At 60.5% G+C, this 25,866-nt stretch carries 23 protein-coding genes and 1 pseudogene; 9 read left to right on the top strand and 15 right to left on the bottom strand.

The annotated features are described in order from the left end of the window. Positions 1 to 148: 148 nt before the first annotated feature. Entirely contained in the window at positions 149 to 1,060 is a 912-nt protein-coding gene (locus tag G9X64_RS30965; RefSeq protein ID WP_168311811.1) for a dihydrodipicolinate synthase family protein, read from the top strand. A gap of 49 nt (positions 1,061 to 1,109) precedes the next feature. Here the strand turns inward: G9X64_RS30965 and G9X64_RS30970 are convergent, their stop codons facing one another. From G9X64_RS30970 to G9X64_RS30990, 5 genes are all read right to left on the bottom strand, one after another. Beyond that, positions 1,110 to 2,210: an ABC transporter ATP-binding protein gene (locus tag G9X64_RS30970; protein ID WP_168311812.1), complete on the bottom strand. Its 1,101-nt coding sequence runs from the start codon at positions 2,208 to 2,210 to the stop codon at positions 1,110 to 1,112. A gap of 9 nt (positions 2,211 to 2,219) precedes the next feature. Further along, positions 2,220 to 4,163 carry a glycoside hydrolase family 127 protein gene (locus G9X64_RS30975; RefSeq protein ID WP_171378068.1) on the bottom strand — a complete coding sequence of 648 codons (1,944 nt, stop codon included), beginning with the start codon at positions 4,161 to 4,163 and terminating at the stop codon, positions 2,220 to 2,222. 27 nt (positions 4,164 to 4,190) lie between these two features. Further along, positions 4,191 to 5,060: a carbohydrate ABC transporter permease gene (locus G9X64_RS30980; protein ID WP_171378069.1), complete on the bottom strand. Its 870-nt coding sequence runs from the start codon at positions 5,058 to 5,060 to the stop codon at positions 4,191 to 4,193. After that, positions 5,060 to 5,983, bottom strand: coding sequence for a carbohydrate ABC transporter permease (locus G9X64_RS30985; protein WP_064654374.1), 924 nt, complete (start codon positions 5,981 to 5,983; stop codon positions 5,060 to 5,062). The genes G9X64_RS30980 and G9X64_RS30985 overlap by 1 nt, the downstream gene beginning before the upstream one ends. Positions 5,984 to 6,065: 82 nt before the next feature. Next, positions 6,066 to 7,313, bottom strand: a complete 1,248-nt coding sequence (locus G9X64_RS30990; RefSeq protein WP_168311814.1) for an ABC transporter substrate-binding protein — start codon at positions 7,311 to 7,313, stop codon at positions 6,066 to 6,068. A gap of 179 nt (positions 7,314 to 7,492) precedes the next feature. Here G9X64_RS30990 and G9X64_RS30995 point away from each other — a divergent pair, with 179 nt between their 5' ends. Continuing rightward, on the top strand, positions 7,493 to 8,509 hold the full coding sequence (locus G9X64_RS30995; protein ID WP_171378070.1) for a LacI family DNA-binding transcriptional regulator: 1,017 nt from the start codon (positions 7,493 to 7,495) through the stop codon (positions 8,507 to 8,509). 40 nt (positions 8,510 to 8,549) lie between these two features. Here the strand turns inward: G9X64_RS30995 and G9X64_RS31000 are convergent, their stop codons facing one another. Continuing rightward, positions 8,550 to 9,608 (bottom strand): LacI family DNA-binding transcriptional regulator, encoded by a 1,059-nt coding sequence (locus G9X64_RS31000; protein ID WP_168311816.1) that lies wholly within the window; start codon positions 9,606 to 9,608, stop codon positions 8,550 to 8,552. A 143-nt stretch (positions 9,609 to 9,751) separates the two neighbouring features. Between G9X64_RS31000 and G9X64_RS31005 the strand changes: the two genes are divergently transcribed. From G9X64_RS31005 to G9X64_RS31025, 5 genes are all read left to right on the top strand, one after another. Beyond that, positions 9,752 to 12,073 carry a family 78 glycoside hydrolase catalytic domain gene (locus tag G9X64_RS31005; RefSeq protein ID WP_171378071.1) on the top strand — a complete coding sequence of 774 codons (2,322 nt, stop codon included), beginning with the start codon at positions 9,752 to 9,754 and terminating at the stop codon, positions 12,071 to 12,073. Between the two features lie 37 nt (positions 12,074 to 12,110). Further along, the gene (locus tag G9X64_RS31010) at positions 12,111 to 13,394 is read left to right on the top strand and encodes an ABC transporter substrate-binding protein (protein WP_171378072.1); all 1,284 of its coding nucleotides are present in this window, start codon (positions 12,111 to 12,113) and stop codon (positions 13,392 to 13,394) included. Positions 13,395 to 13,515: 121 nt separating this feature from the next. Beyond that, complete coding sequence (locus tag G9X64_RS31015; protein ID WP_168316477.1) at positions 13,516 to 14,394, top strand: carbohydrate ABC transporter permease; 879 nt, start codon at positions 13,516 to 13,518, stop codon at positions 14,392 to 14,394. After that, the gene (locus G9X64_RS31020) at positions 14,391 to 15,218 is read left to right on the top strand and encodes a carbohydrate ABC transporter permease (protein WP_168311820.1); all 828 of its coding nucleotides are present in this window, start codon (positions 14,391 to 14,393) and stop codon (positions 15,216 to 15,218) included. Before G9X64_RS31015 ends, G9X64_RS31020 begins: the two co-directional genes overlap by 4 nt. A gap of 4 nt (positions 15,219 to 15,222) precedes the next feature. Beyond that, positions 15,223 to 16,200 (top strand): ABC transporter ATP-binding protein, encoded by a 978-nt coding sequence (locus G9X64_RS31025; protein WP_168311821.1) that lies wholly within the window; start codon positions 15,223 to 15,225, stop codon positions 16,198 to 16,200. 41 nt (positions 16,201 to 16,241) lie between these two features. On the opposite strand, the gene G9X64_RS31030 is transcribed toward G9X64_RS31025, so the two are convergent. Both G9X64_RS31030 and G9X64_RS31035 read right to left on the bottom strand, forming a co-directional pair. Further along, positions 16,242 to 16,640, bottom strand: a complete 399-nt coding sequence (locus tag G9X64_RS31030; protein ID WP_171378073.1) for a type II toxin-antitoxin system VapC family toxin — start codon at positions 16,638 to 16,640, stop codon at positions 16,242 to 16,244. Continuing rightward, positions 16,637 to 16,888, bottom strand: a complete 252-nt coding sequence (locus G9X64_RS31035) for an AbrB/MazE/SpoVT family DNA-binding domain-containing protein (protein ID WP_168311861.1) — start codon at positions 16,886 to 16,888, stop codon at positions 16,637 to 16,639. Before G9X64_RS31035 ends, G9X64_RS31030 begins: the two co-directional genes overlap by 4 nt. Positions 16,889 to 17,094: 206 nt before the next feature. Between G9X64_RS31035 and G9X64_RS31040 the strand changes: the two genes are divergently transcribed. Both G9X64_RS31040 and G9X64_RS31045 read left to right on the top strand, forming a co-directional pair. Further along, a complete protein-coding gene (locus G9X64_RS31040; protein ID WP_171378074.1) occupies positions 17,095 to 18,036 on the top strand; it encodes a phosphatase PAP2 family protein in 942 nt (313 codons plus the stop codon). A gap of 182 nt (positions 18,037 to 18,218) precedes the next feature. Then, positions 18,219 to 18,608 (top strand): annotated as a pseudogene (locus tag G9X64_RS31045) (transposase); the annotation flags it as partial. Between the two features lie 76 nt (positions 18,609 to 18,684). Here the strand turns inward: G9X64_RS31045 and G9X64_RS31050 are convergent. The 7 genes from G9X64_RS31050 to G9X64_RS31080 all read right to left on the bottom strand — a co-directional run bounded on the left by G9X64_RS31050 (position 18,685) and on the right by G9X64_RS31080 (position 25,865). Beyond that, complete coding sequence (locus G9X64_RS31050; protein ID WP_171378075.1) at positions 18,685 to 20,139, bottom strand: NAD-dependent succinate-semialdehyde dehydrogenase; 1,455 nt, start codon at positions 20,137 to 20,139, stop codon at positions 18,685 to 18,687. 10 nt (positions 20,140 to 20,149) lie between these two features. Next, positions 20,150 to 21,229, bottom strand: coding sequence for an ABC transporter ATP-binding protein (locus G9X64_RS31055; RefSeq protein ID WP_168311825.1), 1,080 nt, complete (start codon positions 21,227 to 21,229; stop codon positions 20,150 to 20,152). Continuing rightward, complete coding sequence (locus G9X64_RS31060) at positions 21,226 to 22,026, bottom strand: ABC transporter permease (protein WP_168311826.1); 801 nt, start codon at positions 22,024 to 22,026, stop codon at positions 21,226 to 21,228. The genes G9X64_RS31055 and G9X64_RS31060 overlap by 4 nt, the downstream gene beginning before the upstream one ends. 1 nt (position 22,027) lies before the next feature. Then, complete coding sequence (locus G9X64_RS31065; protein WP_168311827.1) at positions 22,028 to 22,900, bottom strand: ABC transporter permease; 873 nt, start codon at positions 22,898 to 22,900, stop codon at positions 22,028 to 22,030. A gap of 113 nt (positions 22,901 to 23,013) precedes the next feature. Further along, positions 23,014 to 24,024 (bottom strand): ABC transporter substrate-binding protein, encoded by a 1,011-nt coding sequence (locus tag G9X64_RS31070; protein ID WP_017958318.1) that lies wholly within the window; start codon positions 24,022 to 24,024, stop codon positions 23,014 to 23,016. Positions 24,025 to 24,072: 48 nt separating this feature from the next. After that, positions 24,073 to 24,396, bottom strand: a complete 324-nt coding sequence (locus tag G9X64_RS31075) for an NIPSNAP family protein (RefSeq protein WP_168311828.1) — start codon at positions 24,394 to 24,396, stop codon at positions 24,073 to 24,075. 5 nt (positions 24,397 to 24,401) lie between these two features. Next, the gene (locus G9X64_RS31080) at positions 24,402 to 25,865 is read right to left on the bottom strand and encodes an aldehyde dehydrogenase (RefSeq protein WP_168311829.1); all 1,464 of its coding nucleotides are present in this window, start codon (positions 25,863 to 25,865) and stop codon (positions 24,402 to 24,404) included. Position 25,866 lies beyond the last annotated feature (1 nt).

The following is a 25,866-nucleotide window of genomic DNA, read 5'->3' on the forward strand; positions in this document are numbered from 1 at the left end:
CGTCTGCCCTCTTTCGTTAGAGCCTTGTATTTCGTTTCGGCCGATTCTCGCAATGTCGGTCTTCGGGGGTTCAAATTTGCAAGATCACATCATTGAATCTTGTCGACAGTTTGTATATAAAGCAACCAGTTTCAACGAGGCTCGATCGATGACCACAGGATGGAAGGGCGTATTTCCCGCCGTAACGACGCAGTTCAACGAAGATCTTTCCGTTGACTTGCCCTCGACCCAGCGTGTCCAGGACGCGCTTGTGAGCGACGGGGTCAACGGACTGATCGTCATGGGCACATGCGGCGAAAACAATTCGCTGGACCCCGAGGAGAAGCGCACGATCCTGAAAGCGGCCGTCGAGGTCGTCAACGGCCGCGTTCCCGTGGTCACCGGCGTTTCCGAATTCGACACGCGCCGTGCCGTCGCCTATGCTCGCGACGCCGAAAAGCTCGGCGCCGACGGGCTGATGCTGCTGCCGGCCATGGTTTATGTGCCGAAGCCCGAAGAGCTGATTGCACATTTCCGCACCGTCGCCGAAGCGACCTCACTGCCGATCATGCTCTACAACAATCCACCGGCCTACCGCGTCAATATCGGCGCCGATGTGCTGAAGGTGCTTGCCGACGTGCCGAACATCAAGGCGGTCAAGGAAAGTGCGCCGGATCCACGCCGCTTCACCGATCTCATCAATGAATTCGGCGATCGTTTCGATATCTTCGCGGGTCTCGACGACGTAGCGCTTGAAGGCCTGATGCTCGGCGCCAAGGGCTGGGTCTCCGGCCTGACCAGCGCCTTCCCGCAGGAATCCGTGCAGCTCGTCGCCGCCGCCGAACGCGGTGACTGGGAAGAGGCCCGCAAGATCTATCGCTGGTTCATGCCGCTTCTGCACCTCGATGCCGAGCACGACCTCGTCCAGTCGATCAAGCTCGCCGAGCAGATCATGGGCCGCGGCTCCGAACGCGTTCGCATGCCGCGCCTGCCGCTTTCGGGCGCCCGCCGCGCCGAAGTCACCGCGATGGTCGAGAAGGCCGCCGCCACGCGTCCCTCGAAGATCCGCCAGGCTGCCTGATCAACGAGGCCGGCGACCCCGCGGTTGCCGGCCTTTCCGTGTTTGCTCTTCAGGCAAGGGCCAGCGACCGGCCGCTCGCCGGATCGAACAGATGCATCTGGTTCATGTTGAACGAGAGCGGCATCGTCGACATCGGCCTCGGCCCGCTCTCTGGATCGATGCAGGCGCAAAGGCTTGCCTCGCCGATGCCGAAATAGACCATGGTCTCCGGCCCGAGTGGTTCCACAAGATCAATCTTCGCTTCGATGTTGGCATAACCAGGGCGGGTCTGGCGGTCGGTGATCGATTCCGGCCTGATCCCGAACACCACTGATTTACCGGCATGGCTGGCATAGTCGCCGGCGCGCATCTCCGGCACTGGAAGCTCGCTGCCGTCGGTCAGCTTGACGACGAGACCCTTCTCTCGTGATAGCAGCGTCGCGGACAGGAAATTCATCGACGGTGAGCCGATGAAGCCGGCGACGAACTGGCTGACGGGCCGATGATAGAGTGCCTGTGGCGGCCCCGCCTGTTCGATGATGCCACCATTCATCACCACGACACGATCCGCCATGGTCATCGCCTCAACCTGGTCGTGCGTGACGTAGACGGTGGTCGTCGGCAACAGCTGGTGCAACCGCTTGATCTCCGTGCGCATCTGCACGCGAAGCTTGGCATCAAGGTTGGACAGCGGCTCGTCGAAGAGAAAGACTTTCGGGTTCCGCACGATGGCGCGTCCCATCGCGACGCGCTGGCGCTGGCCGCCTGAAAGCTGGCCCGGACGCCGGCCGAGCAGCTCGCTGATATGCAGGGTTTCCGCCGCCCTGATGATACGCGCGTCAATCTCGCTCTTGGCAAGCTTCTGCTGCTCCAGGCAGAACGAAATATTCTCCCGCACCGTCATGTGTGGATAGAGCGCGTAGTTCTGAAAGACCATGGCGATATCGCGTTTGCCCGGGCCAAGCCGGTTGACGACCTGATCGCCGATCACGATCTCACCGCCGGTGATGTGTTCGAGACCCGCGATCATGCGCAATGTCGTCGATTTTCCGCATCCCGACGGGCCCACGAAAACGACGAATTCATTGTCTTCGATGTCAAGGCTGATGCCGCGCACGGCCTCGTAGATGCCATAGGATTTGACGATGCTCTTGAGTTCCAGCCGTGCCATGGTTTTCTCCTAGACCTCCTGCAACCAGATCGCCATCGCTCCGGGCTCGCGATTGGCCCAGAGGTGATAGGGGATCGCCGTGAAGGGCCGCTCCTTCAGCGAGGGAGGCGCGGTGCGATAGAGCGCATTCTGCCAATCGGATATATCGGCTTCGAGCGCAGAGCCTTCGAGGACGGTCGCTCCGCCGAGAAGCACGGCATCGTAGCGTGCGGAAATTTCCTCAGATGCCGGCAGGCGGAGCCGCTGCGGCTCGCCGCCGAGGTCCGTCTCCTCGATGCAATAGACGACAGGCCCGCGCCGCAGCGCGACGCGTCCACCGTCTTCGGAGACGGCAGGATGCGCGTAGATGCGCTCGACGGGCATCGAGAAGCCGATGCGGACCTCGTCGCCATTGCGCCATTCTCTTGATATTGCCGCATAACCCTTCGTCACGCATTGATCGAGATCGACGGCAACGCCGTTAACCGAGATCTGCGCCTGCCTGCACCATCCGGGGATGCGAAGACGAAGCTGAAACCGGCTTGGCCGCTCGACGGCGAACCGAAGGCTGATGTCGCCATCCCAGGGATATTGCGTCTCCTGGATCAGGCGCACGAAATTCTCGCCGACTGTCAGCTCAGCCGAATTGGTGCCGTAGAGATGAACAGCGAGCTCATGATCATCAGTCGAATAGAAATATTGGCCGAGCGACGTGATGAAACGGGCAATGTTGGTCGGGCAGCAGGGGCAGTAGTGCCATTTCCACCGGCGGTGCTGCCCGTGGCTTTCAAGGACGTTCTCATAGAAATAATGCTCGCCGTCGCGCGAGATGCCGGAAAGCGCGCCGTTGTAGAGCACCGTTTCCAGCCTGTCGGTGAACTTGCTGTCGAGATCGACCTGCGCCATGCGATGGCTCCAGAAGCCGAGCGCGACGGCTGCGCATGTCTCGGCATAGGCCGTCTCATTCGGCAGGTCGAATTCCCGGGTGAACCCTTCATTGGATGCCGACGGGCCAAGGCCGCCGGTCACGTAGAGCTGGCGGCTGACCAGATTGTCGAAAAGCCGGTCGCAGGCTTCCTTCAATGTCGGATCGTCGTTTTCATGGGAGAGATCCGCCATCGCAGAAAACAGGTACATGGCGCGGACCGCATGGCCGACGACCTGGTGCTGGTCGCGCACCGGCATATGAGCCTGGCTATAGGCATATGTCTTGTAGACGTAATCATCAGGGCTCTCGCCGCGTTTGCGGGCCTCTTCGTCGTAATATGAGGGCATCCGGCCACGTTCGTCGACGAAGTAGGTCGCAAGCTTCAGGTGCCGCGGCTCGCGCGTCACGCGATAGAGCTTGACCAGCGCCAGCTCGATTTCCTCATGGGCGTCATAACCTCTAAGCTTTCCGGGCTCCGCGCCGAAGGTGGCGATGATATGGTCGACGGCGCGGACCATCACATCGAGGAACCGACGCTTTCCCGTCGCCTCGTAATAGGCCACGGCCCCTTCCAGCAAGTGACCCATCGAATACATCTCGTGCAGGTCGCGCAGATTGGTCCAGCGCCTGCCCGGCTCGCGGCGAATGAACCAGCTGTTGAGGTAGCCATCCGCCATCTGCCCTTTTTCGAGCTTTTCGACGATAGCATCGATCTTCGTCTCGAGCGCCGCATTCGGGTGAGCCTTCAGCGTGTAACTTGCGGCCTCGATCCATTTGCCGAAATCGGAATCGAAGAAATGCTGCATCGACAGTCCGCTCGGCTGGATCGGGCGCACCAGCGGCCCGGCCGGCTTGTCAAAATCGAGCACCTCGAGGAAGCCCTCCTCTTCCAACCGCTTGTGCTGCGTCGGGATGGTGACGTTGCGGACCGTCTCCGTCCAGCTCTGCCAGAAACCGCCATGGAATACGACACTGGAATGATCGGCGGGCCTGTATCGCCGCCGTCCCGCAGCGCGTGCCGGTTGAAAACGAGGTGAGCTGGTCATGAGGACTCCTGTGCGGAACGAGCGCTGTCACTTCACGGCGCCGGCCGTCAGGCCGCGCACGTAATATCGTTGCAAGAGAAGGAAAAGCAGGATGCAGGGGACCATGGTCACGGCTATGCCGGCCTGCAGCGCACCCCAGTCGATGATGCCGTAGATGCCCGACGAAACATTCACCAGCATGATCGGCAGCGTGAACTTGTTCTGGTCGGACAGGAAAATGAGGGCAGCGAGGAACTCGTTCCAGGAATTCAGGAAGGCGAACATCGCAACGGTGGCGACACCGGGAAGCGCGATCGGCAGCATGATCCGGCGCAGGATCGTCGCCTGCGACGCACCGTCTATCCGAGCCGCTTCGATCAGCGCCTTCGGCACCGCATCGAAGGCGTTGCGCATCATGAAAACGGAAAAAGGAAGCTGGAAGGTCACGTAGATCAGCACCAGTCCGAAAAGGCTGTTCTGCAGCCGGAAGACCTTCAGGATCAGGAAAAGCGGCGTCAGGATCGACTGGAACGGGATCATCATCGTCGCCATGATCAGCACGAAGAGCAGCGACTGACCGGGAAAACGGAATTTCGAAAATCCGTATCCCGCCGGCACCGAGACGAGCACCGTCAGGATCACCGTTCCGGCGGCGATCAGCACCGAATTGCCGGCATAGACGTACCAGCCTGCACCGACATGTTCGAGGCGGCGGTAATTTTCAAGCGAGAAGGCTTTCGAGAAAAGCGCTGCCGGGTCGGCAAGTGCTGCGGCCGCGGGCTTGAAGGAATTGGCGAAGGACCAGACGATCGGCATCACGAAGAAGACGGCAAAGACGCATGCCGTCAGAACGAAGGCGAGATAACCGAGCCGCTCGCTCGCCGGCTTGACTGCGAGATTGTGGTTGAGCCGTTCCATCAACCCTCCTCCGGCCGCTGGCGCAGCAGGACGAACTGGATCGCGCTGATCGCCACCAGGACGACGAGCAGGGCAAAGGAGATCGCCGAGCCATAACCGAGACGGTAGGATGAGAACGAGGCGAGATAGATCGAGAAGACCGCGGAGATCGTGCTGTTCTCAGGGCCGCCCTGGGTAATGATGAAGAACTGGTCGAAGGCCAGCATCGACGAGGTGACGTTGAGGACGAGCGCCAGCACGACCGAGTTCCTCATCAAGGGCAGCGTGATGCGCCGAAACCGGCTCCAGACGCTGGCTCCGTCGATCCTGGCCGCTTCGATGACGTCGTTGGATATGCTCTGTAGGCCGGTCAGAAGGATGATCATCGTGAAGCCGGCTGTTTTCCAGACGACCATCAGAATGACGACGCCGAGTGCCGGCCAGAAACTTTCGAGCGGCCTCGGGGCGCTGTCGATGATGCCTGCTCCGCGCAGCAACTGCGCAAAGACGCCGCTATCGGGATTGAGCAGCCACATCCACAATGTCGAGGCCGCCCCGAAGCCGATGACGACCGGCATGAAATAGATCGTGCGGAAAAAGCCGGCGATGCGCAGCGGCCGGTCGACGAGCAGCGCCAGAGGAAAGGCCACCAGGAAGATCGCAGCCGTGACGAGCACCGTATAGAGCAGCGTGAAACCCAGAGAATGCCAGAGCTGGGTATCGCCGATCAGCTCGGCATAGTTGGAGAGGCCGATGAATTTAGTCCGGCCAAGAAGCGGCCAGTTGTAGAAACTCATCCAGACCGTCATGACAAGCGGCACGAGGAAAAGCACGACGATGAACAGCAAGCCCGGCAGGATGAAGGCAAGGCCAAGCCAACCCTTTGGCTCCGGTTCTCCGGTCGCGACCGCGCGCCTCCGGCTGCGAAGTGTCGAGGATATCACCGCTACTCCTCCTTCCGCTTGAAAATCGAGATGTGAAGGCGACGGCAGGGCATCCGCGGATACCCTGCCGAAACGCGTCGGCTTAGTTCGGATTGGTGCGTTCGAGGATACGGGTGAAGTCGGCCTGCGTCTTGGCGATCGTTGCGTCGACGTCGTCACCGAAGATCGTGCCCTGGATCAGATTGAGGAAGGGTCCGGTGCGGCTGACGAAGAGTTCGTCGGACGAAAATGTGTAGGGCGTGCGCGCCTTGGCGAGGATATTGTAGGCGACGAGATTGCGCTGATCGAACTTCGCATAGGCTTCCGCTGCGAGGTCGGTACGCGACGGCATCCCCGATTCCTGGGTGATGTAGACCTGCTGCTCGGGCTGCATGTAAAAATTGACGAAGTCGAGCGCGACTTTCTTCTTCTCTTCGCTGATGCCCTTGATCAGGGAAAGCGTATCGCCGCCGGCAAAGCTCGATTCACCGCCCTTAGGCCCGGGGATCGGTGCGACGGCGAATTTCACGTCGGGATATTTGCTGGTCAGCAGATTGACGATGTAAGAGCCGGTCATCAGGATGCCGACCTTGCCCGAGGCGAAGGCTTCGACGGCATTGTTGCCGTTGCCGGAACGCGAGGTCGGATGGATCGCGCCGGCCTTCCACATATCGCGATAGGCAGCAATGGTCTCACGCAGCGCCGGCGTGTCGACCGTAGCGCTGCGGCCGTCATCGCTCAGCACATCGGCATTGGCGGCCCAGAGATGCGGCAGGAAGTCGTAGATCAGCCAGCTTCCCGAATTGGCGACGAAATAGAAGCCATAGGTCTCGTTGCCGAGCGCGGCGATCTTCTTGGCGTCGGCGGCAATCTCCTCCATCGATGCCGGCGCCTTGTTCGGATCGAGGCCGGCCTTGGTGAACAGATCGGTGTTATAAGCAATGATCGAGGCATCCGGCAGGGCCGGCACGCCGTAGATCTTGCCGTCATAGGTGGCAAGGCGGATGTGGGACGGGCTCATGGCCGCGGAATAAGGCAGGCCCTTCACGAAGTCGGAGATATCCTCGAGACCGTCCGCGGCAGCAAAGGTAGGGAGATAGATCAGGTCGAGCACGGCACCGTCAGGAGCCGCGCTGCCGGCAATCGCCGCACCCAGCTTCGGCACCATCTGCTCCGCCGTGATCTGGGTGACGTTGACCTTGTCGGAGTGCGAGGCGTTGTATTTGTCGGCCAATCCCTGAAGGACGGCGCCGGACGACGTGCGCACCCATAGGGTGATTTCTTCGGCGCCGGCGAGAGAAGAGCTTGCCAGCAGCGCAAGAGCGGTGATCGTTGTTTTCAGTCGAAGCATGCTTGTTCCCCTTTTTCTCGTTCAGGCCCAAGGCCATCGGACGAAATGGACGTTAGATCAGATTTTTTTTGATGTCGACAGTCTGTGTGCATAAATCTGATGTCCGATTGATAAAACCTTTTAACAGCTCATTTTTTTCTGCTAAAAGCTTTTATCAGGGATCGAACACGAGGCAGATCTTGAACAATACGGGTGATCGGAGACGGACGATTTACGACGTGGCAAAGGCTGCGGGCGTCAGCATTTCGACGGCGTCAAACGCACTGAACGGCACGGGCCGGACGAACGCCGAGACGCGCGAGCGGGTTCGGCGCGTGGCGGAGGAGATCGGATTTCGGCCCAATGCACTCGCTCGTGGGTTGCTAAGCAAGCGAAGCCATGCGATCGGCATGCTGACGAACGATACCTATGGGCGACTGACGCTGCCGATGGCGGCCGGGGTATCGGAGGTGCTGGTCGATCACGGCGTGTCCGTCTTCCTCTGCGCCACGAACAATGATCCAAGGCTCGCCCAGCAGCACCTGGAGGCGCTTCTCGACCGGCAGGTCGACGGCATCATATTCACCGCGACGCGCCTCGACCTCACGCCGCCGGTCCAGCTATCCCGCCTGCCGATACCCGTCGTCTACGTCTTTGCCGAGGGGCCGGCTGACAGCGTCACCTTCTTTCCGGATGACGAACAGGGCCCCCGCCTCGCCGTCGATCACCTGAAAGAGCTCGGTCGCTCGCGGATCCTCCACATCACCGGGCCGCGGGATTATCTGGCCGCTCGCATCCGTGCCCAATCCTATCTCGACGCCTGCGGCGACGGGGCCGAAGCGATGTTCGGCGACTGGTCGGAGGAATGGGGTCACGAAGCCGTTCAGACGGTGTTTGCCCGGCCCGGCGCAAAACCCGACGCCATCTTCTGCGGCAGCGACGAGATCGCCCGAGGTGTCATCGATGCGCTACGCGACCTCAATGTGGAGATTCCCACGGATGTCGCCGTGGTCGGCTTCGACAATTGGGAGGTCGTGGCACGGCAGACGCGCCCGCCGCTGACCACCATCGACATGGAGTTGAAGGAACTGGGCCATCGCGCCGGCCTGGCAATCCTCAGCCTCTCCAAGGGTGAACCGGTCCCTGCCGGCATCACGAGATTGCCGTGTCGCCTGGTCGTGCGGCAATCGTGCGGCAGCCCCCTTCGATCCGACTGAAAACGACGGCAAGAACAGAGACAAGGCGGCGCCGTCGCTATTATTTGTCCGTGCCATTGCCGGAACGGATCAGGCTGTTGCGGCTGACCAGCGACGGTGTCTGGAGAATATGCTCGGCGCTGGTGCGGCCTTCTATTCTGGAAATCAAGGCCCTGGTGGCGACCTGGCCGAGCTCCCTGCCCGACTGATCGATGCTTGCGAGATTGACGAGGCCAAGTGCCGCGGTCGACGAGTTGTCGTATCCGATGACGGCGAGGTCTTCGGGCACGCGCACACCCATCTCCATGGCCAGGCTCAGAAGGATGATCGCGTCGAGATCGCTCCAGCAGAACACGGCGTGCGGCCTGTCCTTCCTCGATAGGAATTTTCGCATTGCCTCTTCCCGCTTTGGCGAGGCTATCGGAATTTTTCCGATCACTGCAGACGAGCCGAGCCCGCTGCGCTGCATCGCCCGGCGAAACCCGATTTCACGCTGGCGGACGACTGAGACCGCGTGTCCCTCGCGCTCTCCAAGGCTGAGCATCTCGATGTCGCGATAGCCGCAGGCAAGAAGCGCTTCCACGGCGATCTCCGCGCCGCGCTGATCGTCGGTGTTGACGGTGTCGAAGGCCGTCGCGCCGGCATCGTGGTAACCGACCGCGACGATCGGTATCTGGACTGCGAACTTTGCGAGGATCTCCGAGGGCAAGCGCGGCGCAACGAGGATCAGGCCGTCCATCTTGTAGTCGATCATCGACTCGATCAACGACGTCTCCAGTTGCACGCGCGCATCGCTGACGCCGATCATCGCCTGATAATGCGAGGGCGCCAGCACCCCGTTCACGCCGGCAATCACCTCAGGAAGGAAGGGATTGCGAATGTCGATCAGGAGCACGCCGATGGTGAAGCTTCGACCGCGCAGCCCCCTGGCTGCCCGCGATGGGCGATATGCGAGCACCTCGATGGCATCCGTCACCCTTGCGCGCAACGCGTCACTGACGCCGTAGGCGTTGCGCATCACCTTGGAAACCGCTGCGACCGATACGCCTGCATGGGTTGCCACGGTCCGGATCGTCACGCGATCGTTTCGTTGCGGCTTTTGTTTGTCTTCGATGGGCATGAAATCTCTGGCTTGCGGCTGCGAGTCGTCAACAGCGCCCGCTGAACCACCATGGCAGACTGGCAACGAAATTTCTATTGCGCTTCCGAAGAAAATGTAGAACGTTATATGGAGAACGTTCTACAAATTGTCGGGAGGACTTTATGAACTTTCAGCCGGCAGCCGTCAGCGGCAATCTCGTTTCGCGCGCCTGGTCCGGGGATATGATCGCGCCGCTGTCGGACGGCGGCCAGGGAACGGTCGCAAGCTTCGTCTCCAGCACCTTCGATCATGATGGCGCGGGGCTTCCGGTCGAACTCTTCATCTCCGCTCTTGGCCTCTATCGCTGCTTCATCAACGGCATTCGCGTCGGCGACGACCTGTTGACCCCAGGCTGGACGAACTACGACGATCGCCTTGCCTATCAGCGATATGATGTCTCGAATCTGCTCAAGCCGGGCCAGAACCGGATCGAGATCTGGCTTGCCGACGGGTGGTACCGGTCGCCTTTGATGTGGGGCGCTAAAGCGATCCCGAACTGCTGGGGCGACAGAATCGGCGCTATCGCCGATCTGATCGGACCTGATGGCACCATTCTTTCGACCGACACCACATGGCGAAGCGGTCTTCTGCCGATCCTGAAGTCGGGGATCTATTTCGGCGAGGTCTACGATGCCCGGCAGGAAAACCGCGTCGAAACCCACGGCACCGAGAGATTGCCGTTCGACAGGGAATTGCTCGTCGCGCATGAAACTGCTGCGGTGCGCGAGTTGCGGCCACTCGCCCCTGTGGAAAGCTGGACCGACGATGACGGCAGGACGGTCTACGATTTCGGCCAGAATGCTGGCGGCTATATCAGATACACGGTCCGCGGCATTGCCGGCGCCGAAGTGCGGGTAGAGCATTCGGAAGTTCTCGGCCCTGATCGTCACTTCGACAATCGCAACTATCGCACGGCCACCGCACATACAGTCTACACGCTGCGCGGCGACGGTGAGGAGACTTACGCGCCGCATTTCACCTTCCACGGCTTCCGCTATGCCAGGGTGACGGTCAAGGGCGACGCGAAGATCCTGGCGATCGCATCCGTGCCGATTTCGTCGGTGCCCGAGCCGGCCGGCGGTTTCACCTCGGGCAATGCGCTGGTCAATCGCCTCGTCGAGAATACCATCTGGTCGCAGCGCGCCAATTTCGTCGAAGTGCCGACCGATTGCCCGCAGCGCGACGAGCGCTTGGGCTGGACGGGCGACGCCCAGGTGTTTGCCGCAACCGCCTGCTGGCTGAGCGACAGCCAATCCTTCCTCAGGAAATATCTGCGCGACGTGATGGCCGACCAGCGCGAGGACGGCGCCGTCTCGCATTTTTCACCGGATCCGACACGTCTGCATCCGGCCAATTTCCCGGGCTATGCCGGCTCGACCGGCTGGGGCGATGCGATCGTCGTCATCCCCTGGGTTCTCTACACCCATTACGGCGATCGGGCTGTCCTGGCGGAATGTCTGGATTCGATGGTGCGCTGGGTCGATTTCGTCTGGTCGATCTCGGATGGTCCGCTGGTGCGCCCACCGTCGCGCTGGGGCGACCGCGGCTTTACCTTCGGCGACTGGCTGCAGCCGGTCGGCGACAACCGGAAGCCTCGCCCGACGATCGCCGACGACTGCGCGGCCACACTCTACCATTTCATCTCGACCGACCTTCTGGCAAGGATCGCAGCCACGCTCGGCGAGCATGCGCTTGAAGAGCGAATGAAACAGCGCGCCAACGAAATCCGGCTGGCATTCACCAACGAGTTCATCACGCCATCGGGACGGCTCGCACACAACGACCAGACGTCCTATGCGCTGGCCTTCCTGCACGAGTTGATACCGGCCGAGCATAGGCAAGCCGCACAGCAGCATTTCCGACAGGTGATCATCGATGCCGACTACAAAATCGGCACCGGCTTCATCGGCACGCCTGCCCTGCTGCCGGCGCTGACGAAACTAGGGATGGACGATCTGGCCGAAAAGGTCTTCCTGCAGGAGGATGTACCGGGCTGGCTCTATCAGGTCTCGAAGGGAGCGACGACGATCTGGGAGCGCTGGGATTCCATGGCGCCCGACGGCACCATCTACGAACCCGACATGAACAGCTACAACCACTATGCCTATGGCGCCGTCTGCCAGTGGCTGTTCGAAAGCGTCGCCGGAATTTCGCCAAGCCCGAGCGCGCCCGGATTTATCGAGGTGATCGTCGATCCCGCACCGATTCCATCCCTTTCGCCGGTTTCGGCCTATCACGATATCAGCCAGGGACGCATCGAGGCCGGCTGGCATTGCGCCGGCAACGAGGTCACCTACGTGCTGACGCTTCCGGAGGGCTGCATCGGCCGGTTCCGGCCCGGAAAACGGCATCAAAACCCGTCGCTCAACGGAGAGCCTGTCGTCGAGGAAGCCATTCTTCCCTCGGGGACGCACCGGCTCGTCTTTTCCCTACCCAATTCTTGAGGAGCATACACGTCACATCGTTCAGAGGAGGAACGTCATGACACATCGGATTAAACTCGTTCTTGCGGGCGCCTCCGCGCTTTTGGCACTGGTCGCGGCTGGCCCGTCGCATGCGGACACCACGCTGTCTTTGCTAATCGACAACAGCCCGGACACAGTCGCGGCCGCCGAAGCGCTGGTTGCCGCCTACCAGGCCAAGGCGCCTGACGTAACGATCGAAATCGAGCAGCGGCCCGGTGGCGGCGAAGGCGACAACATCGTCAAGACGCGCCTGGCGACCGGTGAAATGCCCGATGTGTTCCTCTATAATTCCGGTTCGCTGCTGCAGGCGCTGAAGCCGACACAGACGCTTGTCGATCTGAGTGGCCTCTCGTCGCAAGCGAAGGTGGACGACGGTTTCAAGTCAGTCGTCCGCGCCGACGACAAACTCTACGGCGTTCCCTTCGGCACGGCGATGGCGGGCGGGATCCTCTATAACAGGAAAATCTACCAGGACCTCGGCCTCACCGTCCCGAAGACATGGGCGGACTTCATGGCGAACAACGAAAAGGTTAAGGCATCGGGCAAGGTCGCAGTGGTGCAGACCTACCGCGATACCTGGACCTCGCAGCTGTTCGTTCTGGCTGACTATTACAACCTGCATGCCGCCGTGCCGAACTTCGCCGCCGACTACACCGCCAACAAGGCGAAATATGCCGAGACGCCTGCGGCCATGAAAGGCTTCGAACGGCTGAAGGATGTTCACGACGCCGGTCTGATGAATGAGGACTTCGGCGCGGCAAGTTATGATGATGGCCTGAGAATGGTTTCGACGGGCGAGGCAGCGCATTATCCGATGCTGACCTTTGCAGTCGGCGTGCTCAAGCAGAATTATCCCGAAAACCTCAGCGATGTCGGCTTCTTCGCCCAGCCGAGCGACGCCGCCGCAACCAACGGCCTGACCGTCTGGATGCCGCCGGCCCTCTACATTCCCGCCGCCAGCGCGCATATCGAAGAAGCGAAGAAATTCGTGGATTTTGCCGGAAGCGTCGAGGGCTGCAAGATCATGATGGAAATCAACACCGTTCAGGGACCTTCGCTCGTCGAGGGCTGCGATCTGCCGGCCGACGTGCCGCCTGTGGTCAAGGACATGCTCCCCTATTTCGAAACCAAAGGCATGACGACACCGGCACTGGAATTCGTTTCGCCGATCAAGGGACCGTCCCTCGAGCAGATTACCGTCGAAGTCGGCTCCGGCATTCGCCAGCCGGCCGACGCGGCAAAGCTCTATGACGACGACGTGCGCAAGCAGGCCAAGCAGCTCGGTCTGCCGAACTGGTAGCGATCCTTCGGGCTACAGCGCCGCGCGTCTTTTCAGACGCGCAAAGGAGGCTGTAACACTTTGAATTGCGGGCAACCTCGCTCCCGAAGGAGCGAGGTTCCACCCGATCGAAGAGGTAGTCATGATCGAGACACCCCCCCGCTCGCGAAAATCGCCCTACCCGCTGTGGTTTTTCATTCCGGCCGCAATCATCTACGGCGTGCTGTTTCTGGTTCCGACGATTTCATCTCTCTGGTTCAGCATGACGCGCTGGGATCTGTCGACCGCCGAATTCATCGGGCTTGAGAACTTCCAGCAGTTCTTTTCGGAACCGTTCCTGATCCAGGGGCTCGTCAACACGCTGATCTACGCTGTGACGACGTCCGGCCTGAAGACGGTCTGCGGGCTGCTGCTGGCCGTGCTTCTGACCAGTAATATTTTTGCCCGCGGTTTCCTGCGAACGCTGGTCTTCTTCCCCGTCCTGGTGTCGACGATCGGCATCGGCATCACCTTCGCGGTGATGATGCATCCCACGAAGGGCATTATCAACGTCGCGCTCGAGACGATCGGCATTCCGGGACCTGGATGGCTGACCAATCCGGCACTGGCGCTTTTTTCAGTGGCCCTGGTCGATGTCTGGAAGGGTGTCGGGCTCGCCACGCTGATCTTCATCGCCGGCCTTGCCGCCATTAGCCCCGATTATTATGAGGCGTCGAGAATTGACGGCGCCACGCGCCTTCAGCAATTTTTCCGGATCACCCTGCCGCTCGTGCGTCCCGCCACCGTCATCGTCGTGACGCTGTCGCTGATCGGCGGGCTTCGGTCATTCGACCTGATATGGGCAATGACCCGCGGCGGGCCTGGTTTCTCCTCCGATGTGATCGCTTCGGTCATCTACAAACAGTACCAGGCCGGTTTCTACGGCCTGTCGACGGCCGGCAACGTCATCCTGTTTGCGCTGATCGCCGTGATCATCCTGCCATTCACCCTTTGGTTCAACCGGCGCGGGGTCGAAGAATGAGAAGCAGCCGCCCTTATGTGACGGGCGCGATAGCGCTTGCAGTGGCGGCCGTCATCTTCGTGATGCCGTTCGTTTTCGTCGCTCTCCAGGCAGTCAAATCGAAATCCGAAGCGTCTCGCCTGGATTTCGAATTGCCCGAGCATTGGCTGCTCTGGGATAATCTGGTGGCCGTCTTCAAGGCGCGCGACTATCAGCTCGTGCTCGCCTATTTCAACTCCACCGTGATCACCGTCGTCTCTGTCACGATCCTCATACTGCTGTCGGCGATGGTCGGATATGTCATGCAGCGCCGCAAGACCATCTGGAACAGGGTGGCCTCCATTGCGCTTTTCATGGGCCTGATGATGCCGCCGGCCGTCGTGCCCACCATCGGCCTCTTGCAGGAGATCGGTCTCTTCAAGACCATGACCGGGATGATCCTGATCCAGGTCGCCTATAATCTCTCCTTTTCGATATTGCTCTATAGGTCGTTCATCTCGACCATACCGCGCGATCTCGATGAGGCAGCGCTGATCGACGGCGCCAAGCCCCGGCAGATCTTCTTCCGGGTGATCCTGCCGCTTCTGAAACCCGTGACCGTGACCAATATCGTCGTGCAGTCGATCGCGATCTTCAACGACTTCACCAATCCGCTCTATTACCTTCCTGGCCGGGAGAACGTGACCGTGCAGCTGACGCTCTATAATTTCCAGAGCATGTATTCGAGCCAATACAATCTCCTCTTCATGAACATCCTCCTCGTGACGATCCCGCCGCTGATCGTCTTCATCTTCTTCAACCGGCAGATTGTCGCGGGCATGACGGCTGGCGGCGTAAAGGGGTAGCAAAATGGCTGAACTCACTCTCAAACAGGTTCGCAAGAGCTTTGGCGCCCTTGAAGTCATCAAGGGAGTCGATCTGGAGGTTGCCTCCGGCGAGTTCGTCGTTTTCGTTGGCCCGTCCGGATGCGGAAAGTCGACGCTGCTACGCATCATCGCCGGCCTGGAAGAAACGACCTCCGGCACGCTGACCATCGGCGGCAAGGATGTGACCTATTCCGAACCCTCCGAGCGCGGCATTGCCATGGTGTTCCAGAGCTATGCGCTCTATCCGCACATGACCGTCGCCGAGAACATCGGGTTCGGCCTTTCGCTCGCCCGCCGCCCAAAGGCGGAAATCGCCGCCAAGGTCGCGGCGACAGCGGAAACGCTGCAGCTCACCCAGCTGCTGGAGAGAAAGCCGAAAGCACTCTCCGGCGGCCAGAGGCAGCGCGTTGCTATCGGCCGGGCGATCATCCGCGATCCCAAGGTCTTCCTGTTCGACGAGCCGCTCTCCAATCTCGACGCTTCGCTCAGAGCCCAGATGCGCCTTGAGATATCAGATCTGCACGCCCGCCTGAAATCGACGATGATCTATGTCACCCACGACCAGGTCGAAGCCATGACGATGGCGGACAAGATCGTCGTCCTGAATGGCGGGGTGGTCGAACAGATCGGCAGCCCGATGGAGCTCTACCGCAATCCGGCAACACCCTTCGTCGCCGGCTTCATCGGCAGCCCGAAGATGAACCTCTATGGCGGCGAGACCGCACGGCGATTGAACTGCACGACCTACGGCATTCGTCCGGAACATATCAGGCTTTCGGAAGGTGTCGGGCAATGGCAGGGCAGGATCCGGCATCTCGAGCGGCTTGGCGCCGACGCGATCCTCTACCTCGATGTTCCCGAACTCGGCGAGATGGTGGTGCGCGCCGAAGGCGAGACGCCGTATGCGCCCGGAATGACGGTCTGGGCAAATCCGGTCGAAGGAGCGGAACATCGGTTCTGAAGCTAACGTCCGCGCCGTCTCGCTCATGAGCCGGCGGAATTTCAGGCGAGAAGATGCGCGGATTGGCCTTGGCGGATTAGCAGTTCCACCGCCTGCCTGTCGAAAGATACGAAGCTTTCGCCGCCAAGCCATGCTCCTTCATGGGCAATCACACCATCCGCGAAATCGCCGCCCGCCTCCAGCATGGCCAGTCCTGCTTCGACCGCAGGGCGGTTCATCGCCACATTGCCCGCGTTGAGCAGGTCGTGGATCGTCTGTGAAACATCTTCCTTTGACAGCCTGGCTCCTCGACGCAATATCCAGACCAGTTCACATAAGCTCGGCAGGGAAACCGCGATCAGCGATGCTTGCCTGAGGAGCTTTGCCGCTGCCCTTCCCTGCTCGGCATCATCCTGCAGGACTGCCCGAGCAAGAATGTTGGTATCGACTGTGACTTTCATTCCTCGCCGGCCCAGCCCGAAGCTGCGATTTCGTTCATCTCTTCGATGGTCAACGGCTTTTTCGTCTTGCCAGCATGCCGACCGATAAAATCGTCGATCGTCCCCGTTGGACGAGCAGCCTTGACCCGCAGTTCGCCGCCGGGGAGCTTGTCGAATTCGATCCGCTCCCCCGGTTTGACCCCAAGATGCGTCAGCAAATCCCGTCTCAGCGTGATCTGCCCTTTCATTGTGACGGCAAGGGAAGGCATGGAAAATCTCCTTCTTAAGTCAATACCAAAGTAATGGAATTTTTCCTTACATTCAAGGTTCGGAGTGATAAGGACCTTCACTGGCATTGTTCGTTCGTGGCTCGATTCAAAGGTGACGCTTTCAAGTTGCAACAAACGGCCACAAAATCCACTAAACCTTAACTTATGATTGATAATAGGTCCCGCACACGTCAATAGGTTATCTCATGTCCGAGACATCCAAAGCGCGAGCCTTTTTGATAGGCCTTACCGGATGTGCCTACGCGATTGTTCCGATACTGGCTTGGCTCGTTGGCCTGTCGGTGGATGCAAGAGGCTTCACGCAGCTAAGCGCGGGTGCCATGATTTTTCTCTTGGGCTTTGGCCTCCTGTGTTATTGGCGCGGGATCCCGTCACTGCTCTGCATTGTTGAATGCACTGGCATGGGCTTATTGCTAACGAGTCCGCTCGTCGTGTCCACCTACGTTGCTTTTGCGCTGAAGCTGCCCCTGCAGGATCAGCAGCTTCTCCAAATGGATCGCCTTCTTGGCATCGACTGGTTGAGTTTGATTGCCTTTTTCGACGCGCATCCGCTGCTCGCAAAGTCACTGATGACTGCATATCAAACATTCCACTATCAGCTCTTATTCCTTCCAGTGGTGCTGAGCCTGTGCGGTCATCGCTCTCGCGCGTATCAGGTCGTGGGGACATATGGCCTCATTTGCGTCATCGCGAGTATCATCACCATTTGGTATCCAGCGCTCGGAACCTACACAGATTTTTCCCTCCGCCCTGGCGATCTCAAAAACATTAATGGCATACTCGGAGTTGAATACGTCCCACAAATTGTAGCCGTCAGAAATGACCCAAATTTTGTCCTGCAATTGGAGCATGCAAGCGGCATCATCTCATTTCCGTCGGTCCATGCGGCGGTAGCTGTGTTGTGCAGTTGGGGCGCATGGACAATACGATGGATAAGATTTCCGATGATTTTCTTAAATGTGCTAATGCTGCTGGCTGCCATCACCGAAGGCGGACACTATGTCGTCGATTTGGTTGCTGGAATCGGTGTTGCGGGTTTCAGCATAGCATCGGTGCTGTATATTTCGCGTAGCGGCAGCGTTCAATTCTATCGCAGCCAATCTCAGAAAAACGCGCAACAGATCTAGTGGTCGTTTATTTTTCCTCCTCTATCGCGGTGAGGTGAGATGACAACACGGCGGAGCTGCTTTTCGCAGCTCGCACGACAGACGAAGGATACCGATCAGATCCGGCGGTTGCTGGCTTTTGCGGCGATCTGCTACGACGGTTCGTGTTCGGATGCGGCCCGAACTGGCAGCGGGACGCTGCTGACGGCCACACGCTGGCGACGGTGATCCCGGATATGGAAGAGACCATCGGCAACGACATCGAGCGCATCCTCGCCGACGCCGGCTACCCCGGCCACAATGCGCCGGAAAGCTACAGGTTCCGGGTTTTCACCAGCGGCCAGAACCGCCGTGTCACACCGGCAATCAAGCGCCAGATGCGGCGGCGCGCGGCCGTCGAGCCGGTCATCGGCCATATCAAGGCCGAGCACCTCATGGGCCGCAACTATCTCGCCGGCGAACACGGCGATGCCACCAATGCCATCCTGGCTGCTGCCGGCTACAACTTCTCCCTCCTCCTCAACTGGTTCAGGAAGCTTTTGTGGCTGATGCTCGCCTGGTTCCACGGCAGAGAAAACACCCGCACCGCTTAGCGGCTGGCATTCTTCACGGTCGACTGGGTATGGCGCTTGAAGCGCGGCCCGTTGCAAAGCCCAAGCACCGACCAGCTCAGGCAATGCCGCCCAAGCATACATATTTAAGCTCGGTATATTCGTCCAATCCGTGCCTCGACCCTTCGCGACCGAGACCCGACATCTTGACGCCGCCGAACGGCGCTTCCGCGGTCGAGACGAGACCGGTATTGACGCCGACCATCCCATATTCGAGCGCTTCGGCCACGCGAAATACCCGCGACAGGTCGCGGGCGTAAAAATACGACGCAAGCCCGAACTCGGTGTCGTTTGCCTGTTCGATGACGTCCTGCTCGTCACGGAAACGAAAAAGCGGTGCAAGCGGCCCGAAAGTTTCCTCGCGCGCGACCTGCATGCCGGCAGCAACATCGCGCAGGATCGTCGGTTCGAAGAAATGGCCGCCAAGCGCGTGGCGCTTGCCGCCGAGGACGATCCCGGCGCCTTTTGCTACGGCATCGCTGATATGGCTTTCGACCTTGGCGACGGCGTTGTCGTCAATAAGCGGGCCAAGCACGACGTCACGGTCGAGACCGTTACCCACCTTCAAACCCGAAACGGCCTCGGCGAGCTTGGCGGCAAAGGCCTCGTAGACGCCGTCCTGGACATAGAGCCGGTTGGCGCAGACGCAGGTCTGGCCGTTGTTGCGGAATTTGGCGATGAGCGCGCCTTCGACCGCAGCGTCGAGATCGGCGTCGTCGAACACGATGAAGGGTGCATTACCGCCAAGTTCGAGACCGAGCTTTTTGATCGTCGGCGCACATTGCCGGTAAAGCAGTTCGCCCGTCCGGGTGGAGCCGGTAAATGTCAGGACTCGAACGTCACGGCTTGCCGTCAACGCCCCACCAATTGCCGCTGCATCACCCGTGACGATGTTGAGAAGCCCAGGCGGCAGGCCGGCGCGCTCGGCGAGAACGGCAATCGCTATGGCGGAGAATGGCGTCTGCAGCGCCGGCTTGAGAACGACGGCGCAGCCGGCGGCAAGCGCGGGGCCGATTTTGCGGGTGATCATCGCGTTCGGAAAATTCCAGGGCGTGATCGCCGCCACCACGCCTGCAGGCTGGCGCAGGACGAGGATCCGCTTGTCCGGCTGATGTCCCGGTACGACCTCGCCGTTGATGCGTCTCGCCTCTTCCGCGAACCATTCGATGAAGCTCGCACCATAGGTGATCTCCCCTTTGGCCTCGGCCAGGGGTTTTCCCTGCTCCAGCGTCAGGATCATCGCCAGATCGTCGCGGTTTTCGATCATCAGCCGGTGCCAAGCCTTCAGAACGGCGGCGCGCTCCCCGGCGGTCTTCTTCGCCCAAAGCTTCTGGGCAATCACGGAGGCGCGGATCGCATCTTCCGTTTCCGCCGCACCGAGGTCAGGGACCACCCCCAGCGGCAAGCCTGTCGCCGGATTGCGGACCGTCGCCGCGTTGCGGCCTTCCGCTTCGATCCAGCGATCGGCGATGGGGCATGCCTGACGGAACAGCGAGGGATCATTGAGCTTCATATGACAACTTTCAACAGAATACGTGAGCGGCACCGGGATCGAAATTCAGATGGACTATATCGCCACGACTGAGCCCCGCGATAGCCTCGTGACCGAATGGCAGGCGAACCGCCAGCGCCTCGCCCGTCGCCGTCTCGGTGGAGACGTGGATATTGTTGCCGAGGAAGGTAATGTCGCTGACCGTTGCGGCAAGACCCGCTCCCGCCGTCTGGTTTCGCGACAACCGAATGCGCTCCGGCCTCAGCATCAGGGCTGCCCTCGTCCCGGAGGTTCCTTTTCCATGCACCGGAATATGATTGAAGACGCTCCCGCCGCCAAGCGAAATGGTGGCCTGCCCATCGGAGGATGACAGCAGGTCGCATGAAATGAAATCGCTGTCGCCGATGAATTCTGCCACGAAGCGGGTCCGCGGATTGGCGTAGAGTTCCGGGCCCGTCCCGATCTGATCGATGACGCCCTTGGAAAAGACGGCGATCCGGTCGGAGAGCCGGAGCGCTTCCTCCTGGTCGTGGGTGACGTAGAGGATCGTCACTTCGGTCTGCTGGTGGATCCGGCGTATCTCGTGCTGGATTTCCTCGCGCAGCTTCTTGTCGAGCGCCGACAGCGGCTCGTCCATCAGAAGCACCGGCGGATCATAGGCAAGGGCTCTGGCAAGGGCGACGCGTTGCTGCTGGCCGCCGGACATTTGTGCGGGCTTGCGATCCTCGAAGCCTTCGAGCCTCACGAGGCGCAGCATCTCCTTCACCTTGCTGTCGACCTCGGCCTTGGACTTGCGCCTGACCTTCAGCGGGAATGCGATGTTTTCGCCCACCGTCAGATGCGGAAACAGCGTGTAGCGCTGGAACACCATGCCGATGTTGCGCTTGTGCGACGGCGTGTCGAGCAGGGTCTTGCCCTCCAGCGTGATGTCGCCTTTCGTCGGAGTTTCAAAACCGGCCAGGATGTAGAGGGTGGTGCTTTTCCCGGATCCTGACGGTCCGAGAAAGGTCAGGAACTCCCCGCGCCGTACGTCGAGATTGACGTCGTGGACGGCGACGACAGGGCCGTATTCCTTGCGTATTCCGCGGATCTGAAGGAATGGTTCTTTCATTGTTTCAGTACCTTACGCACGACGGCAACCAGCGCCATCAAGAGGATCGTCAAAAGGATGAGAAGGGTCGACGCCGCGGCGACAACGGGCGTCAGGTCTTGCCGGAGCGTCGCCCATACCTTGACCGGCAGCGTCTGCAAGGTCGGACTGGACATGAAGATCGCCACCACCACCTCATCCCAGGATGTCAGGAACGAGAAGACGGCCGCCGAAAACAGCCCATGGCTGATCGCCGGCAGGGTGACCCTGATCTTTGCTTCGAGAGGCGATGCCCCGCACAGAACCGCCGCATCCTCAATCGACTTGTCGAAGCCCTCCAGTGCACTTGAGATGGAGAGGATCGAGAAGGGCAGCGCAAGAACGAGGTGCGAAATGACGAAGCCTACCAATGTGCCGCCAAGGCCGATCCTCAGGAAGAAGGCATAAAGGGCGACCGCAAGGACCACGACGGGAAGGATCATCGGCGTCAGGAACAGCGCTTTCAGCGCATCGCGGAACAGGAACGAACCACGCACCAGCCCGAAGGAGGTCACGAGTCCGAGCAGCACCGACAGGATCGTCACGATGACCGCGATCTTGAAGCTCGTCCAGGCCGATTCCAGCCAGCGCGGATCGGCAAAGAGCTCGCTGTACCACTGAAGCGTCCAGCCGGGCGGCGGAAAGATCAGCCACTGCGAGGAGCCGAAGGACAGCGCGGCGATAAAAACGATCGGCAGCAGCAGAAAGGCTGCAGTCAGAACCGTTATCGTCAGCAGGATGTATTTCCACCAGCCGAGGCGGTCGAAATTGAGCAACATGTCAACGCCCTCCCAGGTTCTGGTTGCCGACGAAGCGCAACTGCACGGCATAAAGCGACAGGGTCACCACGAGGAGAACCAGCGCCGCAGCACCTCCCATGCCCCAGTTGACCAGCGACTGCACGAATTGCGCGATCAGCTCTGCGAGCATCATGTTCGCGGTGCCGCCGAGAAGCGACGGCGTGACGAAATAACCAAGCGACATGACGAAGACCATGAGGGCACCAGCCGCCATGCCCGGCATGGCCAAGGGCAGCAGAACACGGGTCAGGCACTGCCACCGATTGGCGCCGCAAAGTGCTGCCGCCTGCAGGGTCGATGGGTCGATCTTCTTGATCACGCCGTAGAGCGGCAGGATGATGAAGGGCAGCATGATATAGGTCATGCCGATCGTCACCCCGGTAAGGTTGTTGACCAGTGCCAGGGGTTTGTCGATCAGCCCCATTCCGATCAGCATCTTGTTGATGAGCCCGGTCCGCTGCAGCAGCACCATCCAGGCATAGGTGCGGGCAAGCAGGTTGGTCCACATCGACAGGAGCAGGATTGCAAAGATCACCGAGGTCAGGCGCCCGGGCATGATTGCCAGCGCCCAGGCGACGGGAAATCCGATCAGCAGCGAAATCACTGTGACGAGTCCCGACACGATGAAGGTGTTGGCGAAAATCTTGAGATAGGTCGCGGACCCGATCAGCTGTGCATAGTTTCCAAGGCCCGGCACGGGTTCCAGCACGCTTCGCAACAAGAGCACCGCCACCGGCGCGATGAAAAAAATCGCCACGAAGGCGAGAGCCGGAAGGACCCCGCCAAACCCTGTTGCCCTGCGCACCTTTGGCAGGGGCGCAATTGCAGCGGAGGCATCGCTATATGTCGACATGACAGTCCTTCCCACCCGTCAATTTCCGCAGGCGCCGAGGTCCAACAAACGGGCACCGACGCTGTGGGAGGCACGGCGAACATTCGCCGTGCCCGTTCATCTGCCGTTTCAGGTTATTTCGCCTGCCAGGCGTACCACTTCTCGCCGATGGCATCGCGATTGTCCGCCCAGTAATTCATGTCGGCATTCACCTGGTTGGCCGTCTGCTGATCCGGCAGGGTCTTGGCCGTCTCCGGATCCATCAGCTTGGCCGAGTCAACGTTGATTGGCGCATATCCGGTGGCTTTTGCAAGGGCGGCCTGCGGTTCGGCCGAGGTCGCCATTGCAATGAACTTCATCGCCGCTTCCACGTTCGGCGAACCCTTCGGCACGACGAGCGAATCCGCAGCGGTGATGTTCTGTTCCCATGAGGTCTCGGTCTTGATACCGCTCGCCGCAAGCGCGGTCATGCGACCATTCCAGACACTGCCGAAGGGAGCCTCGGCGGATGCCAGAAGCTGCTGCGATTGTGCGCCGCCCGACCACCAGACGATATCCGATTTGATCGTATCGAGCTTCTTGAAGGCGCGGTCGAGATCAAGCGGATAGAGCTTGTCGGCGGCCACGCCGTCGGCAAGCAGCGCCGCCTCGATCACGCCGGGCGCCGACCACTTGTAGAATGTGCGCTTTCCCGGGAACTTCGCCGTATCGAACAGATCCGCCCATGTCTTCGGGCAGGCGCTGACGGCATCGGCGTTGCAGCCGATCACGAAGGAATAATAGAAGCTGCCGACCGAATAATCGGTCACGAAGCGCGGATCGAGCTTGGACTTGTCGATGACCGAGAAATCGAGTTTCTCGAGCTGGCCATTCTTGCCGGCCTGGGCGGCATAGTCGCCTTCGACGTCGACAACGTCCCAGGTGACCTGGCCAGCCTCGACCATCGCCTTGAGCTTGCCGTAATCCGTCGGCCCGTCCTGTACGACGGTGATACCGGTCTTTTCCGTGAACGGGCTGGCCCACGCTGCCTTCTGCGCGTCCTGGGTCGTTCCCCCCCAGCTCGAGAAGACCATGTTGTCGGCGTGTGCCGGCACGGACACAGCCACGAATGCGGCAACCGCCGCGAAAGCAAATGTTGTTTTCATGTTCCCTTATCCTTGTTCTGGTTTGTCCTACGGGTATGCCTTATGCCGTCAGCGCGCCTCACTCCTGGGAGAAAAGTTAGCTGGCTTCATAATCTTGTTTTCCGCCACCTCGATCAGATCGCGGATCTTGGGCAGGAAGGCTTGCCACCGGGGATCGGCCAAAAGCCTCTGGCGCCGCGCTTCCCGGTCGTCGAGGCTCGCAAAGGCCCAGATGTGGACGATCTCGTTGATCGTTCCGATCTCCGAAAAGTAGTAGCCGACGAGCGTGCCGAGATGGCTCTTCTGGATCTCGATCCCCTCCTCCTCGACGACCTTAAGATATTGCGGGATCGTGCCGTTCTTCAGCCGATAGGTCCGGATCTCGTAAAACATCGGCGCTACCTCATCACGAAGGGATCGGGGATCGGATCGTCCGATGTCCTGAGCCAGATCGTCTTGGTTCGGGTATAGTCGAGAGCCGCGGCCATGCCGCCTTCCCTGCCATGGCCCGACAGGCCAAACCCGCCGAACGGCGCGATCGGCGATACGGCACGATAGGTGTTGACCCAGACGATCCCCGCGCGGATCCCCTTCATCAGCCGGTGCGCCCGGGTGAGATTCTGGGTGAAGATGCCGGAAGCCAGGCCATAGCGGGTATCGTTGGCAAGCCTCAGCGCCTCGGCCTCGGTCTCGAATGATACGACCGACAGGACCGGCCCGAAGAATTCCTCAATCAGCGAGGGTGAGGCGACATCGTCGCAGTCGAGAATCGTCGGCGGGAAATAATAGCCGTCGCCGTCGATCTTGCGCCCTCCCGTGACAAGACGGGCGCCGCTTTCAATCGACCTTGTGACGAGGGCGCCGATATTGTCCTGCTGGCGCTTGGTGGCAAGCGGGCCGACTTCAGTCGCCATATCGAGCGGCGCGCCGATCCGGATCGCCTCCGCCTTCTCGCGCAGCAGGGCGACGAACTTGTCCTTGACGCTGCGTTCGACGATGAGGCGCGATCCGGCAACGCAGCTCTGCCCTGTCGCGGCGAAGATTCCCGCGACCTGGGCATTGGCCGCGCTTTCGAGATCCGCGTCGGCAAAGACGATGAATGGCGACTTGCCGCCGAGTTCAAGCGAGGTGGAGGCGAGGTTTTCGGCCGAGTTGCGAACGACATGCCGGGCGGTTTCAGGACCGCCGGTGAAAGCGACATGCGCGACCTTCGGGTGCCGGCCGAGGGCGGCGCCACAGGAGGCGCCGAAACCCGTTATGATGTTGACGACGCCGGCGGGAAAGCCTGCCTCGTGCACGAGCCGTGCAAATTCGAGAAGCGGCGCCGGCCCGTCTTCCGAGGCCTTGACCACCATCGTGCAGCCGACCGCGAGCGCCGGGCCGATCTTCACCGCCGACAGGAAGAGCTGGCTGTTCCATGGTACGACAATCGCAACGACGCCGATCGGCTCACGGCGAAGCCAGACATCCATGTCAGGCTTGTCGATCGGCAGGTAGGCGCCTTCGATCTTGTCGGCGATGCCGGCATAGTAGCGATAGTATTCGGCGACATAAGCGATCTGCGCCGAAGTTTCGCGGATGATCTTGCCGGTGTCGCGTGTCTCCAGTTCAGCCAGCACCTGCGCGTTGGCAGCAACCAGGTCGGCCAGCTTGTAGAGCAGCTTACCGCGTTGGGTGGCCGTCATTTTCGACCAGGGGCCTTCGTAAAGCGCCCTGTCGGCCGCGTTGACAGCTCGATCGACATCCCCTTCGCGCGCTTCGGGCATATCAGCCCAGACCGCGCCGGAGGCTGGATCGATGCTCGGATAGCTGGCCTCGCCGTCTGTGAATTCGCCGTCGATGTAGTGCTGGAAACGCCGCATG

It is taken from the genome of Rhizobium sophorae (genome assembly GCF_013087515.1).
Taxonomy (GTDB): Bacteria; Pseudomonadota; Alphaproteobacteria; order Rhizobiales; family Rhizobiaceae; genus Rhizobium; species Rhizobium sophorae.

Excerpts from the sequence above, each read along its gene's own strand:
- G9X64_RS31075 (WP_168311828.1), bottom strand. The coding sequence starts at position 24,396 with ATGTTTTACGAGATCCGGACCTATCGGCTGAAGAACGGCACGATCCCG.
- G9X64_RS30980 (WP_171378069.1), bottom strand. The coding sequence starts at position 5,060 with ATGGAACGGCTCAACCACAATCTCGCAGTCAAGCCGGCGAGCGAGCGG.
- G9X64_RS31015 (WP_168316477.1), top strand. The coding sequence starts at position 13,516 with ATGATCGAGACACCCCCCCGCTCGCGAAAATCGCCCTACCCGCTGTGG.
- G9X64_RS31010 (WP_171378072.1), top strand. The coding sequence starts at position 12,111 with ATGACACATCGGATTAAACTCGTTCTTGCGGGCGCCTCCGCGCTTTTG.
- G9X64_RS31035 (WP_168311861.1), bottom strand. The coding sequence starts at position 16,888 with ATGCCTTCCCTTGCCGTCACAATGAAAGGGCAGATCACGCTGAGACGG.
- G9X64_RS31055 (WP_168311825.1), bottom strand. The coding sequence starts at position 21,229 with ATGAAAGAACCATTCCTTCAGATCCGCGGAATACGCAAGGAATACGGC.
- G9X64_RS31000 (WP_168311816.1), bottom strand. The coding sequence starts at position 9,608 with ATGCCCATCGAAGACAAACAAAAGCCGCAACGAAACGATCGCGTGACG.
- G9X64_RS30970 (WP_168311812.1), bottom strand. The coding sequence starts at position 2,210 with ATGGCACGGCTGGAACTCAAGAGCATCGTCAAATCCTATGGCATCTAC.
- G9X64_RS30975 (WP_171378068.1), bottom strand. The coding sequence starts at position 4,163 with ATGACCAGCTCACCTCGTTTTCAACCGGCACGCGCTGCGGGACGGCGG.
- G9X64_RS31005 (WP_171378071.1), top strand. The coding sequence starts at position 9,752 with ATGAACTTTCAGCCGGCAGCCGTCAGCGGCAATCTCGTTTCGCGCGCC.
- G9X64_RS31050 (WP_171378075.1), bottom strand. The coding sequence starts at position 20,139 with ATGAAGCTCAATGATCCCTCGCTGTTCCGTCAGGCATGCCCCATCGCC.
- G9X64_RS31030 (WP_171378073.1), bottom strand. The coding sequence starts at position 16,640 with ATGAAAGTCACAGTCGATACCAACATTCTTGCTCGGGCAGTCCTGCAG.
- G9X64_RS30990 (WP_168311814.1), bottom strand. The coding sequence starts at position 7,313 with ATGCTTCGACTGAAAACAACGATCACCGCTCTTGCGCTGCTGGCAAGC.
- G9X64_RS31060 (WP_168311826.1), bottom strand. The coding sequence starts at position 22,026 with ATGTTGCTCAATTTCGACCGCCTCGGCTGGTGGAAATACATCCTGCTG.
- G9X64_RS30965 (WP_168311811.1), top strand. The coding sequence starts at position 149 with ATGACCACAGGATGGAAGGGCGTATTTCCCGCCGTAACGACGCAGTTC.
- G9X64_RS31025 (WP_168311821.1), top strand. The coding sequence starts at position 15,223 with ATGGCTGAACTCACTCTCAAACAGGTTCGCAAGAGCTTTGGCGCCCTT.
- G9X64_RS31065 (WP_168311827.1), bottom strand. The coding sequence starts at position 22,900 with ATGTCGACATATAGCGATGCCTCCGCTGCAATTGCGCCCCTGCCAAAG.
- G9X64_RS31070 (WP_017958318.1), bottom strand. The coding sequence starts at position 24,024 with ATGAAAACAACATTTGCTTTCGCGGCGGTTGCCGCATTCGTGGCTGTG.
- G9X64_RS31020 (WP_168311820.1), top strand. The coding sequence starts at position 14,391 with ATGAGAAGCAGCCGCCCTTATGTGACGGGCGCGATAGCGCTTGCAGTG.
- G9X64_RS31040 (WP_171378074.1), top strand. The coding sequence starts at position 17,095 with ATGTCCGAGACATCCAAAGCGCGAGCCTTTTTGATAGGCCTTACCGGA.
- G9X64_RS31080 (WP_168311829.1), bottom strand. The coding sequence starts at position 25,865 with ATGCGGCGTTTCCAGCACTACATCGACGGCGAATTCACAGACGGCGAG.